The organism is Nocardioides ginsengisoli (assembly GCF_039537225.1).
Lineage (GTDB): Bacteria > Actinomycetota > Actinomycetes > Propionibacteriales > Nocardioidaceae > Nocardioides > Nocardioides ginsengisoli.
Genome location: NZ_BAABAC010000049.1, coordinates 258,678 through 271,852 on the forward strand (window position 1 = coordinate 258,678; position 13,175 = coordinate 271,852).

At 72.5% G+C, this 13,175-nt stretch carries 12 protein-coding genes and 3 tRNA genes; 8 read left to right on the top strand and 7 right to left on the bottom strand.

All coding sequences use genetic code 11. From position 1 onward, the window contains the following. The first annotated feature begins 91 nt into the window (after positions 1-91). A complete protein-coding gene (locus AB4880_RS24975; RefSeq protein ID WP_367921932.1) occupies positions 92-1,267 on the top strand; it encodes a GAF domain-containing protein in 1,176 nt (391 codons plus the stop codon). Here the strand turns inward: AB4880_RS24975 and AB4880_RS24980 are convergent. Further along, positions 1,248-2,075: an aminotransferase class IV gene (locus AB4880_RS24980; RefSeq protein ID WP_367921933.1), complete on the bottom strand. Its 828-nt coding sequence runs from the start codon at positions 2,073-2,075 to the stop codon at positions 1,248-1,250. The two genes, AB4880_RS24975 and AB4880_RS24980, sit on opposite strands and share 20 nt — an antisense overlap. 144 nt (positions 2,076-2,219) lie before the next feature. Here AB4880_RS24980 and AB4880_RS24985 point away from each other — a divergent pair. From AB4880_RS24985 to AB4880_RS25005, 5 genes are all read left to right on the top strand, one after another. Continuing rightward, positions 2,220-2,292, top strand: a tRNA-Gly gene (locus AB4880_RS24985). 50 nt (positions 2,293-2,342) lie between these two features. Beyond that, positions 2,343-2,413, top strand: a tRNA-Cys gene (locus tag AB4880_RS24990). 18 nt (positions 2,414-2,431) lie between these two features. Next, positions 2,432-2,503: transfer RNA gene (locus tag AB4880_RS24995), tRNA-Val, on the top strand. Between the two features lie 327 nt (positions 2,504-2,830). Further along, the gene (locus tag AB4880_RS25000) at positions 2,831-3,073 is read left to right on the top strand and encodes a putative antibiotic biosynthesis monooxygenase (RefSeq protein ID WP_367921934.1); all 243 of its coding nucleotides are present in this window, start codon (positions 2,831-2,833) and stop codon (positions 3,071-3,073) included. A gap of 56 nt (positions 3,074-3,129) precedes the next feature. Further along, a complete protein-coding gene (locus tag AB4880_RS25005; RefSeq protein ID WP_367921935.1) occupies positions 3,130-4,074 on the top strand; it encodes a S1C family serine protease in 945 nt (314 codons plus the stop codon). A 567-nt stretch (positions 4,075-4,641) separates the two neighbouring features. On the opposite strand, the gene AB4880_RS25010 is transcribed toward AB4880_RS25005, so the two are convergent. The 5 genes from AB4880_RS25010 to AB4880_RS25030 form a co-directional block, all read right to left on the bottom strand. Next, on the bottom strand, positions 4,642-5,007 hold the full coding sequence (locus AB4880_RS25010; protein ID WP_367921936.1) for a hypothetical protein: 366 nt from the start codon (positions 5,005-5,007) through the stop codon (positions 4,642-4,644). Positions 5,008-5,142: 135 nt separating this feature from the next. Beyond that, positions 5,143-5,325, bottom strand: coding sequence for a hypothetical protein (locus tag AB4880_RS25015; RefSeq protein WP_367921937.1), 183 nt, complete (start codon positions 5,323-5,325; stop codon positions 5,143-5,145). 130 nt (positions 5,326-5,455) lie between these two features. After that, complete coding sequence (locus AB4880_RS25020; RefSeq protein WP_367922011.1) at positions 5,456-6,466, bottom strand: potassium channel family protein; 1,011 nt, start codon at positions 6,464-6,466, stop codon at positions 5,456-5,458. A gap of 109 nt (positions 6,467-6,575) precedes the next feature. Next, the gene (locus tag AB4880_RS25025) at positions 6,576-7,541 is read right to left on the bottom strand and encodes a YihY/virulence factor BrkB family protein (RefSeq protein WP_367921938.1); all 966 of its coding nucleotides are present in this window, start codon (positions 7,539-7,541) and stop codon (positions 6,576-6,578) included. 42 nt (positions 7,542-7,583) lie between these two features. Continuing rightward, the gene (locus tag AB4880_RS25030) at positions 7,584-8,960 is read right to left on the bottom strand and encodes a cation:dicarboxylate symporter family transporter (RefSeq protein ID WP_367921939.1); all 1,377 of its coding nucleotides are present in this window, start codon (positions 8,958-8,960) and stop codon (positions 7,584-7,586) included. 128 nt (positions 8,961-9,088) lie between these two features. Between AB4880_RS25030 and AB4880_RS25035 the strand changes: the two genes are divergently transcribed. Together AB4880_RS25035 and AB4880_RS25040 are read left to right on the top strand one after the other, a co-directional pair. Beyond that, the gene (locus AB4880_RS25035) at positions 9,089-10,678 is read left to right on the top strand and encodes a sensor histidine kinase (protein WP_367921940.1); all 1,590 of its coding nucleotides are present in this window, start codon (positions 9,089-9,091) and stop codon (positions 10,676-10,678) included. Next, a complete protein-coding gene (locus AB4880_RS25040; RefSeq protein WP_367921941.1) occupies positions 10,675-11,370 on the top strand; it encodes a response regulator in 696 nt (231 codons plus the stop codon). The genes AB4880_RS25035 and AB4880_RS25040 overlap by 4 nt, the downstream gene beginning before the upstream one ends. Before the next feature lie 4 nt (positions 11,371-11,374). Here AB4880_RS25040 and AB4880_RS25045 read toward each other — a convergent pair whose 3' ends face one another. Next, a complete protein-coding gene (locus tag AB4880_RS25045) occupies positions 11,375-12,826 on the bottom strand; it encodes a glycine hydroxymethyltransferase (RefSeq protein WP_367921942.1) in 1,452 nt (483 codons plus the stop codon). Positions 12,827-13,175 lie beyond the last annotated feature (349 nt).

Below are 13,175 nucleotides of genomic sequence, written 5' to 3' on the forward strand. Positions count from 1 at the left end.
CGAGAAGTCGACCGCCGGACCCCCTCCACCGGGAACCGTTGCACGTTGTTGCATGTGGCCCCCATCACATCCGGCCATCTACGGTGGGGACATGGCCACGCACGATCTCGCGATGCGGGCCCGCGACCTGGTCCGGATCCACGACGCGGTGCTCTCCGGCTCCGCGCCGCCCGAGCGGCCGCGGGCCGTCGTGGCGCGCTCCTGGAGCCGGGTGATCAGCCTCGGCGTCGACCCCGACGGCCGCAACGGGCGCGCCCCGCTCACGCCCGCCGACGTCGACGAGCGACGCCGTACGTCGCGCCTGGCGCTGGTCATCGACGAGATCCGCGAGCTGCTGCTCTCGGCCGCCGACGCCTCGAACTACCTGGTCGTCGTCTCCGACGCCGACGGGATCGTGCTGTGGCGCAGCGGCTCACCGCGGGTGAAGCGGCAGGCCGACGGCCTGGGCTTCGCCGAGGGCGCGCTGTGGACCGAGGGCGCGGTCGGCACCAACGCCATCGGCACCGCGCTCGCGGAGGGCGCGCCGGTGCAGCTGTTCTCGGCCGAGCACTTCGAGAACGCGCAGGTCCCCTGGTACTGCACGGCCTCCCCCATCCACGACCCGATCGACGGCTCCCTGCTCGGGATCGTCGACGTCAGCGGCCCCGCGCTCACCCTGCACCCGGCGATCGAGGCGCTGGTGACGGCGTCGGTCCGGCTCGCCGAGGCGCGGTTGTGGCGCCACCACGAGGAGCGCCTCGAGCAGCTGCGCCGTACGGCGGAGCCGCTGCTCTCCGGCGCCAACGGACCGCTGCTCGTGGTCGACGACCACGGCTGGGTCGCCGCCCACCAAGGCGTCGCCGTGCGCGACCGGGTCGAGGCCCCGCAGGCCGACCGGGCGCTCGCCGTACCGGGGCTCGGACTGTGCCTGCCCGAGCGGATGCGCGGCGGCTGGCTGATCCGTCCGTCGTCGTCCGGGCACCTGCTGGCGGCCGTGCTCGACCTGACCACGTCGCCGGCGACCCTGGAGGTCCGTGGCGGCGACGCGCCGTGGCGGGTGGCGCTCACGCCGCGCCACGCCGAGCTGCTCGCCGCCATCGGCGCCGCCGGTCCGTCCGGCGTGACCGCGGGCCGGCTCAGCCGGCAGATCTATGGCGACACGGAGCGTCAGGTGACCGTTCGGGCCGAGATCTCACGGATGCGCCGGGTGCTCGGCGCGCTGATCGCCACCAACCCCTACCGGATCGGCGACGGCGTGACCCTGAGCGTCAGCGATCGAATCCGATGAGCTCGGCCTCGCGCTGACGCCACCGCTCGGCCGCGGCCCGGGTGACCGGCCCGGGGGCCGGCAGCTCGCGGTCGTCCCAGCGGTGCACGCCCTGGACGTCGCGCGTGGTCGAGGCCAGGAAGATCTCGTCCGCCCCGGCCGCGACGTCGATCGGCTCGTCGACCTCCTTGGCGCCGAACCAGTCGATGACCAGTGCCCGCGTCACGCCCGCGAGGCAGCCGCTCGCCAGCGTCGGCGTGCGGAGCTCGCCGTCGACGACATAGAAGACGTTGGTGCCGGTGCCCTCGCAGAGGTGGCCGGCGAGGTTGGCGAAGATCGCCTCGCTCGCGCCCTTCTCCTGCGCCCGGGCGAGGGCGAGCACGTTCTCGCCGTACGAGGTGGTCTTGAGGCCGGCGAGCGCACCGCGCTCGTTGCGCGGCCACGGGACGGTGATCACCGACGTCGTCTCCGGCGCCGCCGGCATCGGGCTCGCCACCACGATCACCGTCAGCGGATCAGTGCCCCGGCCGCTGCCGAGCGGGGCGTTGCCACCGGTGACCGTGATCCGCAGCCGACCCAGCGGCAGCTCCTGGTCGTCGAGGACGGCGTGCACCCCACGTCGTACGTCGTCGAGGTCGAGGCCCACCAGCCCCAGCCCCGCGGCCGACTGCGCGAGCCGGTCGAGGTGGCGCTGGAAGGCGAACGGCTGCCCGTCGACGACCTTGACCGCTTCGAAGACCGCATCGCCCACGGTGAGCCCGTGGTCGGTCACCGGCACCGCCGGCATCGTCGGGTCGGAGAGCAGCTGGCCGTTGATCCACACGCGCATGGCGCCAGCCTAGAAGGCCCCTGCAGCACCTCGCGCAGGCGCCGACATGCCGGAAGTGGACCCCGTTTTGGCGCCGTTCACCGGATCGGCTAATGTTCTCAACGCACCGCAGGGCGGGCCGAAAGGCAAGCAGGGCGGTGCGATGCGGACGTAGCTCAGTTGGTAGAGCGCAACCTTGCCAAGGTTGAGGTCGCGAGTTCGAGCCTCGTCGTCCGCTCGGAGTGGTCAGACCCACTGCCTGACCAGGCCAGTGTGTAGGGCCGCCGCGGTGGGTTGGCCGAGAGGCGAGGCAACGGACTGCAAATCCGTGTACACGGGTTCAAATCCCGTACCCACCTCAACGTACAACTCCACAAGGGCGATTGGCGCAGCGGTAGCGCGCTTCCTTGACACGGAAGAGGTCACTGGTTCAAACCCAGTATCGCCCACAGAACGATGAGGCCCCTGGCCTGCGGAGACGCAGACCGGGGGCTTTCGTCATTCGGGGCGCGTGCCGGGCTCTGGACAACCGGCCCTGCCTGCTCCCCCACGTCACGGGTGGCGCGGGGTCAGTTACCCATTCTGGGTGATCCGGCCGGCCCGCCGACTGGCTAGGTTCGTGCGGGTCTGGCGTGCTGTGGGACATGCCGGCTACTCCCTGGGAAGACCGAGAGCCGCCCGTTGGGGACCGGGCGGCTCTCGGTAGGGGCGTCCTCGACCACCGAGATCCCGGCCACACGGGGATGACGAGACGGCCCGCCCGCGTTGAGCGGGTCATGTCGAACGCCCCGGCCGTCGCCCCGCCCTCGAAGCACCAGAACGCGCTGATGGTCTGGCTGGCGGTGTTCCCGACGCTCACGGTGCTCAACCTGCTGCTCGGCCACTGGCTCGGCCACCTGCCGGTCGTCCTCCGGACGTTCGTGCTCGCGTCGATCGCCGTCCCGCTGGTCGTCTACGTCCTCGTGCCGCGGCTGCACCGCGCGCGGCGGTGGCTCCTCGGGCTGCGCACGACCGCGTAGGCGTTCGCCCTGGGTGAACCGCGGAATCCGTGGCCCGCGCCACTCGTTGCCGGTTCATGACCACCGACCCCGCCGCGGAGTCGGACGCCCTCGACGCCTATTCCGCCATCGTCACGTCCGTCGCGGCGCGCCTGACGCCGCGCGTGGCCGCGCTGCGGGTCCGGTCGCCACGCTCGGAGTCGGCCGGGTCGGGCGTCGTCCTGACCGGCGAGGGGCACCTGGTGACCAACGCGCACGTGGTCGGCGACGCCGCCGGCGGGAACGTCGAGTTCGCGGACGGGACGCTCGCCCACTTCGAGGTGGTCGGGCGCGACCCGCTGCCCGACCTGGCCGTGATCCGGGCCGACCGCGAGATCCCGCCCCCGCCCGAGTACGGCGACGCCGACGCGCTCCTCGTCGGCTCGCTCGTCGTGGCGGTCGGCAACCCGCTCGGCCTCGCCGGCACCGTCACCGCAGGCGTGGTCAGCGCCCTCGGCCGCAGCATGCCGGCCCGCACCCGGACCTCGGCCCGGCTCATCGAGGACGTCGTCCAGACCGACGCCGCCCTCAACCCCGGCAACTCCGGCGGCGCGCTCGCCGACAGCCGCGGCCGCGTCGTCGGCATCTGTACGGCGGTCGCCGGCGTCGGCCTCGGGCTCGCAGTCCCCGTCAACGCCACGACGCACCGGATCATCCACGCGCTGATGCACGACGGCCGGGTTCGCCGCGGCTACCTCGGCCTGGTCAGCTCCCCCGCGCCGCTCACGCCCGCCCAGGCCGAGCGGTTCGGGCAGCGCCGGGCGCTGCGGGTCGTGGAGGTCGTCGACGCCAGCCCGGCCGCGACGAGCGGGCTGCGGGCCGGCGACCTGGTCCTGGCCGTCGACGGCGTGCCGCTCGGCGACGCGCAGTCGCTGCAGAAGCGGTTGTTCGCCGACGCGATCGGACAGCGGATGGAGATCACCGTGCTCCGCAACGGGGCGCTGGTCGACGCGGTCGCCGTACCGGCGGAGCTCGAGGGCTGACCTTCGGGACGCGTCTCACCCGGCAATTCTGCCCCGAATCGGCGGGATTCAGGACCCAGATGCCGGGTGAGACGAAGGGACCCGCACCCGGATGAGTCACCGAAGACGCGTTCGCCCCGCCGCGGGCGCGCTTTCCTGCAACGGGGCGAACACCCGGACGTCTCCGGGCCGTCGGATGCGCCTCGCACTCCTGAGAGACATCCGACCATGGTCAGGCGGAGTGGGGACGCCTCACCATGCACGGCCCTGGCAGGGGCGCCGGGCCGGATCCGTGGGCGACGGCACGTCCGCCGCCGTCGTGGGCATATGCAGACCCCCATGGTCGTCGTGACCCGGCCTCCGGAGCGGAGAGGTCGGGAGCGCCCGAGAGGCTGACCGTCCCGAGTGCCGGTACCCACGCTCAGGGTAGGACGACGCGAGAGCGCCGCGTGACTGTTTCCGGCAAGGCTTTACCCGCCTTCGCCCCGGAAACGGAACACCCCGTCCGGGCAGGCCGGACGGGGTGTCTCAGCGCCCGGCGAGTGTGGGGTCCGTCGGGCGCCAGTGGTTGGGGAACCGGTCGAGAGGTTAGTGCTCCACGGATCCGGGCGTGGGCAAATCACCGGAATCCGTCCGGTCGTCCGGCCGCGGGGCCGGACGGGGTCGCATCTTCATCCAGGCGGCCACGCCGACGGCGCCGATGCCGGCCAGGATCAGCAGGTTGCGGCCACGGTGGCTGCGCTTGATCGGCAGCCGGTCGACCACCGCGTCGGGCAGCCGGTCGACGACGGTGTCGGGCAGCCGGTCGGCCATCCCCTGGGCCATCCCCTGGGCCGCCGTCTCGACGCGCGGGGCCACCGTGTCGACGAGGATCCTCAGCTCGTCGCGCAGGTCGTCCTTGACGTCGCGCAGGTCGCTCACCAGGTCGGTGTGCGCGTTGCTGGTGCGGTGCATGGTGTGCTCCTCCTCAGATCAGGTACGGCAGAGGCAGTACCCGTTCCGTCGGAAGCAACCCCACACCGAGGTGGGCCGCGACGGGCCCAGCCAGCACACCTAGCAGCACACCTAGCAGCACACCTAGCAGCACACCTAGCAGCGCGCCGCGCGCAGCTGCGGATCGAGCTCGGTCGAGCACTCGTTGCACCGGATCCCGTGCTCGCCGGTCGCCGGCGGCGCGCCCGCCGTACGGCGGTGCCAGCGGGTCTGCTCCGTGCGCCGGGCGCAGGACGGGCACCAGTCGTGCCGCACCCACGGCCCGTAGTCCTTCCCCATGTGCCCAGACTGCCGCCAAGACGACGCTCTGTCGCGGGGCACACGGCCGTTTCGGACGCTCCGGCGCCAGGTCTGCACGACCGGCTCCGGGCCATCTAGTCCCGGCGGGCCAGCGGTCCGGGCGAAGGTCCTAGTCGTCGTCGGTCGCGAAGTCCTCGTTGTGCGTGCCGGGGCGCGGCGCCCACGGCAGTTCCTTGGCCGGCCGTACGACGACCAGCCGGTCGCCGCGCGCCAGCAGGGTCACCACCGGGTCGAAGTAGCGGTAGACCCGCTCGTCGCGGACCACGGCGATCACCTGGTCGGGCAGCGACTGCGGCGGCAGGCCGACCTCGTTGACGAGCAGCTCCCGCTCGGCGACCTCGAGCCCCTCGCCGTAGGTGAGCAGGTCCTCCATCACGGTGCCGAGCGTCGGCGACAGCGTGGAGAGGCCGAGCAGGCGGCCGACGGCGTCGGAGGAGGTGATGACCGAGTCGGCGCCGGACTGGCGCATCAGCGGCGCGTTCTCCTGTTCGCTGACCGCCGCGACGATCCATGCGTCGGGGTTGAGCTGGCGCACGGTGAGCGCGGCGAGGACGTTGGAGTCGTCGCGGCCGGTCGTGATGATGACCTGGTCGGCGTCGGCGACGCCGGCGCGGGTCAGCACGCCGCGCCGGGTCGCGTCGCCGGTGACGACGGCCAGCTGGTCGGCGTGGGCGTCGGCGAGGGCGGTCGGGCTCGGGTCGACGACGACCACGTGCTCGCGGTCGAGTCCGTTGTTGACGAGCGTCTCGACGGCGCTGCGGCCCTTGGTGCCGTAGCCGATCACCACGACGTGGTGTCCCATGTTCTTCCTCCAGCGGGTGATCCGGAACATCTCGCGGCCGCGCTGCGCCAGCACCTCGAGGGTGGTGCCGATCAACAGGACCAGGAACGCGATGCGCAGCGGGGTGATGATGAACGCGTTGGCCAGCCGCGCGCCGTCGCTGATCGGCGTGACGTCGCCGTAGCCGGTCGTGCTGAGCGTGACCGTCGTGTAGTACATCGCGTCGATGAGCGACAGGTCGCCATTGGGGTTCTGCGGGGTGGCGTCGCCGCCGTCGCGGTAGCCGTGGCGGTCGAGGTAGACCAGCAGCACGGTGCCGACCAGGATGCCCAGCGCCATCAGCAGCCGGCGGCTCAGCTGCCACCACGGCGAGCGCGCCCGCTCGGGCAGGGCGACCTGCCCCGCCGTGCGCGTCTCCGCCGGTCCCGTCTCGCTCACGGCGGCGAACCTACTCCACCGGCGCCGGGGTACGACGCACGAGGCGGCTGACGCGCTCACGCAGCTCGCGCCGGGCTCGCTGCGTGGCCTCCTGCGGGAAGACCTCGTCGAAGGCGGCGTTGACCCCCGCGCCGATGAGGACGGCGAGCGCCACGATGTAGAGCCACACCAGGATCGCGATCGGCGCCGCCAGCGGGCCGTAGATGGAGTGCGAGTCCTGGGCGGTCACGGTGAGCACCCAGCGCAGCGCGTAGGAGCCCACGATCCAGCTCACCAGGGAGAAGGTCGCGCCGGGGAGGTTGAAGCTCCAGTTGGTCCGCACCGGCACCGACACGTGGTAGAGCGTGGCGAGGAAGCAGATGCAGATCACCACGATCAGCGGCCAGTAGAAGCTCATCAGGAAGCTCGCCCGGTTGGGCAGCCAGGTCCGCACCAGCTGTGGTCCGGCGACCACCAGCGGCAGCGTGATCGCACCCGAGACCACGGCCAGGATATAGAGCAGGAACGACAGCGCCCGGGTCTTCACGATCCCCCGGTGCCCGCCGAGCCCGTGCATGATCGTGATGGTGTCGACAAAGACGTTGAGCGCCCGCGAGCCCGACCAGAGCGCGAGCACGAAGCCCAGCGAGATGACGTCGAAGCGGCCGCCGTCGAGGACGTCGTTCATGGTCGGCTTGATGACCTTGTTGACCGCCGTGTCGGTGAGGAAGCGGCTGAACAGGTCGAGCACCGCCCGTCGTACCTCGTCGACCTGGGCGGCGGTGAAGTGGTCGGTCACGTAGCCGACGCCGCCGGCGAGCGCGAAGATCAGCGGCGGCACCGAGACCACCGTGAAGAAGGCGCCCTCGGCGGCCAGCCCCGTGACCCGGTAGCGCAGGCAGGAGCTGACCGTCGTGACGATCAGCCGCCAGAGGAGGTGGGCCGCCCCGCGGAGCCACGGCAGCCGGCTGTCACCGGTCCCGGGAGCGTCCGCCATGAGCGCCACGCTATCCGCCCGGGACCGGTGAGCCGGGGATCCTCAGTGTGAGGCGCTGGTCACCGCGAGCTCCGGGCGCGGTACGGCGGGCTCCGCCGGGGCCGCCGCCACGGGCTCGTCGAGCATCGTGGTCTCGTCGAACGGCTCGTCGCCGGCCAGCACCCGGTCCAGCCGGGCCCGGTCGATGCTGCCGGTCCAGTGGCCGACCAGGACGGTGCCGACGGCGTTGCCGGCGAAGTTGGTCAACGCCCGCGCCTCCGACATGAACCGGTCGATGCCGACGATCAGGCCGACGCCGTCCACGAGCTCGGGGCGGTGGGACTGCAGGCCACCGGCGAGGACCGCCATGCCCGAGCCGGTCACGCCCGCCGCGCCCTTCGCGGCGATCATCATGAACAGCAGCAGCGAGATCTGCTGGCCCAGCGCGAGCGGCGTGCCGAGCGCCTCGGCGATGAAGATCGAGGCCATGGTCAGGTAGATCGCGGTGCCGTCGAGGTTGAACGAGTAGCCGGTCGGCACCACGACGCCCACGGTCGTCTTGTCGACACCGGCGTGCTCCAGCTTGGCGATCGCCCGCGGCAGCGCCGACTCGGACGACGAGGTGGCCAGGATGAGCAGGAACTCGCGACCCAGGTAGCGCAGCAGCGCGAAGATGTTGATGCCCGTCGCCACCTTGAGCAGCAGGCCGAGGACGACGACCACGAAGAGCACACAGGTCACGTAGAAGCCGACCATCAGCATGGCCAGGCTCTTCAGCGCGTCGACGCCGCCCTGCCCGGTGACCGCGGCCATCGCGCCGAAGGCGCCGACCGGCGCGGCCCACATGATCATCGACAGCAGCCGGAACACCAGGCGCTGCAGGTGGCCGACGGCGGTGAGGACCGGCGCGCCGACCGCGCCCATCCGCTGCAGCGCGAAGCCGACGAGCAGCGCGACCAGCAGCGTCTGCAGCACGCTCCCGCTGGTGAGCGCGCTGAACAGCGACGTCGGGATGATGCCGAGCAGGAACGCCGTGGTGTCGGCGTGCCCCTCGGCCGCCTTCTCCTGCGCGGTCGCCGCGGCCTGCGCGGTGAGGTGCAGCCCGTCGCCGGGGTGCAGCAGGTTGCCGACGAGCATGCCGATCGACAGCGCGACCGTCGACATCACCATGAAGTAGACGAGCGCGAGGCCGCCGACGCGGCCGACCCGGGCCGCGCTCGCGACGGAGCCGACGCCGAGCACGATCGTGCAGAAGATGACCGGCTGGATCATCATCTTGATCAGGTTGACGAAGCCCTCGCCGAGCGGCTTGAGCTGCACCGCCAGGTCCGGGAAGACCAGGCCGGTGGCGATGCCGAGCAGCACCGCGCCGATCACGGCGAGATAGAGGTAGTGCGTGCGCGAGCCGTGCGGTGCGGCTGTCGCCTTGGTGGTGCCCATGGTTCCTCCTGGTCCGGGCTGGGTTACCCGGCAACCATGCGGCCGCGAGTGACGTCCGTCACGGTTGTGTTCGTTGTGTTCGCGCTCGCTCCATGGCACCCACGCGTCGCGCGCACCACAATGAGGCGGTGTCCCGTGCCCACCTGCTCCGCGACCGCCCGGTCGCGCGCCAGGTGCTGCTGCTCCAGGTCGGCAGCGTCCTGCTGCTGGTGGTGATCGGGATCCTGCTCGCGTCGTACGACGCGCGGAAGGACGCGCACAGCCGGGCCGCGCAGCGCGCGGTCGACGTCGCCGAGACCGTCGCCGACTCCCCCACCGTCCGGTCCGCGCTGCGCGGCGGCGACCCGACCGCCGTCCTGCAGCCGTGGACCGAGGAGGTCCGCCGCGACACCGCCACCGACTTCGTCGTCGTGATGGGCCTCGACCGCACGCGCTACACCCACACCGACCCCGCCCAGATCGGCCGGAAGTTCGTCGGCGACCTCGGTGGCGCGCCCCAGGGGCACGTCTTCACCCAGCAGTACACCGGCACGCTCGGGCCGTCGGTCCGCGCCGTCGTCCCGGTCAAGGACGGCGGCCGGGTGGTCGCGCTGGTCTCCGTCGGCATCCGGGTCAGCAACATCAACCGTGGCCTGCGCCGCGACGTCACCGCCATCGCCCTCGCCGGTGGCGCGGTGCTCCTCGTCGGGCTGAGCGGCGCCTGGCTGCTCGGGCGGCGGCTGCACCGGGTCACCCACGGGCTCGGCGAGCGCGAGCTGGCGCGGATGTACGAGTACCACTCCGCTGTCCTGCACTCGGTCCGCGAGGGCCTTCTGCTGCTCGACGGCGACGGCCGGGTCCAGCTCGTCAACGACGAGGCGCGCCGGCTGCTCGACCTGCCCGACGACGTCCTCGGCACGCCGGTCGAGGACCTCGGTCTCGCGCCCGGCCTGGTCGCCGCCGCGCGCGGCAGCACCGCCGAGGCCGACGACCTCTACCTCGCCGGCGAGCGGATCCTCGTCGTCTCCTCCGCGCCCGCGCGCTGGGACGGGCGCGACGTCGGCGCCGTCGTCACCCTGCGCGACCACACCGAGCTGCGCGCGGTGACCGGCGAGCTCGAGGTCGTCCGCCGGCTGACCGAGTCGCTGCGCTCGCAGAACCACGAGTCCGCCAACCGCCTGCACACCGTCGTGTCGCTCATCGAGATGGGCCGCACGGGGGACGCCGTCGAGTTCGCCACCGAGGAGCTGCAGCTCGCCCAGCTGCTCACCGACCGCGTCGTCGGCGCCGTCGACGATCCGGTCGTCGCCGCGCTGCTGCTCGGCAAGACCGCCGAGGCCGCCGAGCGCGGCGTCGAGCTGCGGATCGAGGGCACCCTTCCGCCGCACGAGGGCATCGCGCCGCGGGACCTGGTGACCGTCCTCGGCAACCTGGTCGACAACGCCCTCGACGCGCTCGCCGACACGCCGACCCGGCGCATCGACGTCCGGCTCTCCGGCGACGCGACCGCGGTCCGGATCGAGGTCGGCGACAGCGGGGCCGGCCTCGACGACGAGGCCGCCGCCCGCGTGCTCGACCGCGGCTGGACGACGAAGGCGGCGCCCGGCGCCGGCCGCGGACTCGGCCTGGCGCTCGTCGCGCAGGTCGCCCGCAGCCACGGCGGCGACGTCGCGGTGGGCCGCTCGACGCTGGGCGGCGCCGCCTTCACGGTGACGCTCCGCCCGGGAGCCGTGTCGTGAGCGAGGTCCGGGTGCTCGTCGTCGAGGACGAGGCGCTCGCCGCGGAGGCGCACGCGTCGTACGTCGACCGGGTGCCGGGGTTCGCGGTGGCCGGCATCGCCCGCTCGGCCCGCGACGCCGCCCGGGCGCTGGACGCTGCGCGCGATGCGGGCACGCCCGTCGACCTGGTCCTGCTCGACATGAACCTGCCCGACGGACACGGCCTCGGCCTGCTCGCCGGGCTGCGCGGCGCCGGCCACCTGTGCGACGTGATCGCGGTGACCGCGGCGCGCGACACCCAGGTGGTGCGCCAGGCGGTCGGGCAGGGCGTCGTGCTCTACCTGCTCAAGCCGTTCACCTTCGCGACCTTCAGGGCCAAGCTCGAGCAGTACGCCGCCTATCGCGCCGAGCTCGCGGCCGCCCCCGCCGAGGTGGTGCAGGACGAGGTCGACCGGCTGCTCGGCTCCTTGCGCCCCACCGCGACCGTGCCGCTGCCCAAGGGGATGAGCCCCGAGACGATGCGCGCCGTCACCGCCGCCCTGCGCGACGCCGACGGCGAGCTGTCGGCGAGCGAGGTCGCCGACGCCGTCGGGTCCTCGCGGGTGACGGCGCGGCGCTATCTCGAGCACCTCGCCGACCAGGGGCTCGCCGCCCGCGGCCTGAGGTACGGCGCGAGCGGCGGGCGCCCCGAGGTCGGCTACTCCTGGCGCTGATCGGTCAGGAGAGGTCGAGGCCGGGGTAGAGCGGGTGCTTGTCGAGCAGCTCGGCGGACGCCGCGTGGACCTTGTCGGCCACGCCGTCGGCCAGCACGTACGACGCCTTCGACGGCGCGCCGGCGGACGTCGTACCGGGCTGGGTGTTCTGCAGCACCTGGACGATCAGCTCGGCCACGGTGTCGAACTCGTCGCCGCCGAAGCCGCGGCTGGTCAGCGCCGGCGTGCCGATCCGGATGCCGGAGGTGTACCAGGCGCCGTTGGGGTCGGCCGGCACCGAGTTGCGGTTGGTGACGACGCCCGCGTCGAGCAGCGCCGACTCGGCCTGGCGGCCGGTGAGGCCGAAGGAGGAGACGTCGAGCAGCACGATGTGGTTGTCGGTGCCGTCGGTGACCAGCTTGGTGCCGCGCTTCATCAGGCCCTCGGCCAGCGACTTCGCGTTGTCGGCGACGTCCTGGGCGTAGGTCTGGAACTGCGGCGTACGGGCCTCGGCGAAGGCGACGGCCTTGGCGGCCATCACGTGCGAGAGCGGACCGCCGAGTACCATCGGGCAGCCGCGGTCGACGCTCGGGGCGTACTCCTCGGTGGCCAGGATGAAGCCGCCGCGCGGGCCGCGCAGCGACTTGTGCGAGGTGCTGGTGACGACGTGGGCGTGCGGGATCGGGTCCTCGTCGCCGGTGAACACCTTGCCGGCGACCAGACCGGCGAAGTGGGCCATGTCGACCATGAGGGTGGCGCCGACCTCGTCGGCGATCTCGCGCATCTTGGCGAAGTTGACCCGGCGCGGGTAGGCCGAGTAGCCGGCGACCAGGATCAGCGGCTTGAACTCCTTGGCCTTGGCGCGCAGCGCGTCGTAGTCGACGAGCCCGGTGGCCGGGTCGGTGCCGTACTGGTTCTGGTGGAACATCTTGCCGCTGATGTTGGGGCGGAAGCCGTGGGTCAGGTGACCGCCGGCGTCGAGGCTCATGCCGAGCAGACGCTGGTTGCCGAGCTCGGCGCGCAGCTTCTCCCAGTCGGCCTCGGTGAGGTCGTTCATGTTCTTCACGCCGGCGTTCTGCAGCCACGGGCCCTCGACCCGGTGGGCCAGGATCGCCCAGTAGGCGGTCAGGTTGGCGTCGATGCCGGAGTGGGGCTGGACGTAGGCGTACTCGGCGCCGAACAGCTCGCGCGCGTGCTCGGCGGCGAGCGCCTCGACGGTGTCGACGTTCTGGCAGCCGGCGTAGAAGCGGTGGCCGACGGTGCCCTCGGCGTACTTGTCGCTGAACCAGGTGCCCATCGTGAGCAGGACGGCGGGCGAGGCGTAGTTCTCACTGGCGATCAGCTTGAGCGACGCCCGCTGGTCGGCGAGCTCCTGGCGGGTCGCCTCGGCGATGCGGGGCTCGACGGACGCGATGACCTCGAGGGCCTGGCTGTAGGCGCTGCTGACCAGGCCGCCGTTCAGGGAGTTGTCGCTCATGGCGCACAGCGTAGTGCGGCCCGCGGGCCGCGACCGGAGACCCCGGGTGCTGCGAAGCTACTGGCGGGTTGGCAGGCGGCGCCTGGTGTGACCTCCGTCGCAGGATCCGCCTGAACCCCGGTCCGAGGCAGCGGTTGCGTCCACATTCCGAGAACGCTGTCCACATCATGGGATAGACATTTGTGGACCGGGCGTCCGAGGCGTGAGACTCATTGACATGGTCACTGCTGCCACCCATGCGCACCTCGTGGTTCGACGCCACGTGGACTTCGGGCGCACGCGCAGCATGATGTGTTGGCCCCGCTGATCACGCCGACCATCTCCCTCGAGCCGCGCACTCCGCGCGCCC

Bases quoted from the DNA above. Each gene is read 5' to 3' on its own strand.
- AB4880_RS25030 (WP_367921939.1), bottom strand. From the start codon at position 8,960: ATGGGCACCACCAAGGCGACAGCCGCACCGCACGGCTCGCGCACGCAC.
- AB4880_RS25015 (WP_367921937.1), bottom strand. From the start codon at position 5,325: ATGGGGAAGGACTACGGGCCGTGGGTGCGGCACGACTGGTGCCCGTCC.
- AB4880_RS25020 (WP_367922011.1), bottom strand. From the start codon at position 6,466: ATGGCGCTGGGCATCCTGGTCGGCACCGTGCTGCTGGTCTACCTCGAC.
- AB4880_RS25005 (WP_367921935.1), top strand. From the start codon at position 3,130: ATGACCACCGACCCCGCCGCGGAGTCGGACGCCCTCGACGCCTATTCC.
- AB4880_RS24980 (WP_367921933.1), bottom strand. From the start codon at position 2,075: ATGCGCGTGTGGATCAACGGCCAGCTGCTCTCCGACCCGACGATGCCG.
- AB4880_RS25000 (WP_367921934.1), top strand. From the start codon at position 2,831: ATGTCGAACGCCCCGGCCGTCGCCCCGCCCTCGAAGCACCAGAACGCG.
- AB4880_RS25025 (WP_367921938.1), bottom strand. From the start codon at position 7,541: ATGGCGGACGCTCCCGGGACCGGTGACAGCCGGCTGCCGTGGCTCCGC.
- AB4880_RS24975 (WP_367921932.1), top strand. From the start codon at position 92: ATGGCCACGCACGATCTCGCGATGCGGGCCCGCGACCTGGTCCGGATC.
- AB4880_RS25045 (WP_367921942.1), bottom strand. From the start codon at position 12,826: ATGAGCGACAACTCCCTGAACGGCGGCCTGGTCAGCAGCGCCTACAGC.
- AB4880_RS25010 (WP_367921936.1), bottom strand. From the start codon at position 5,007: ATGCACCGCACCAGCAACGCGCACACCGACCTGGTGAGCGACCTGCGC.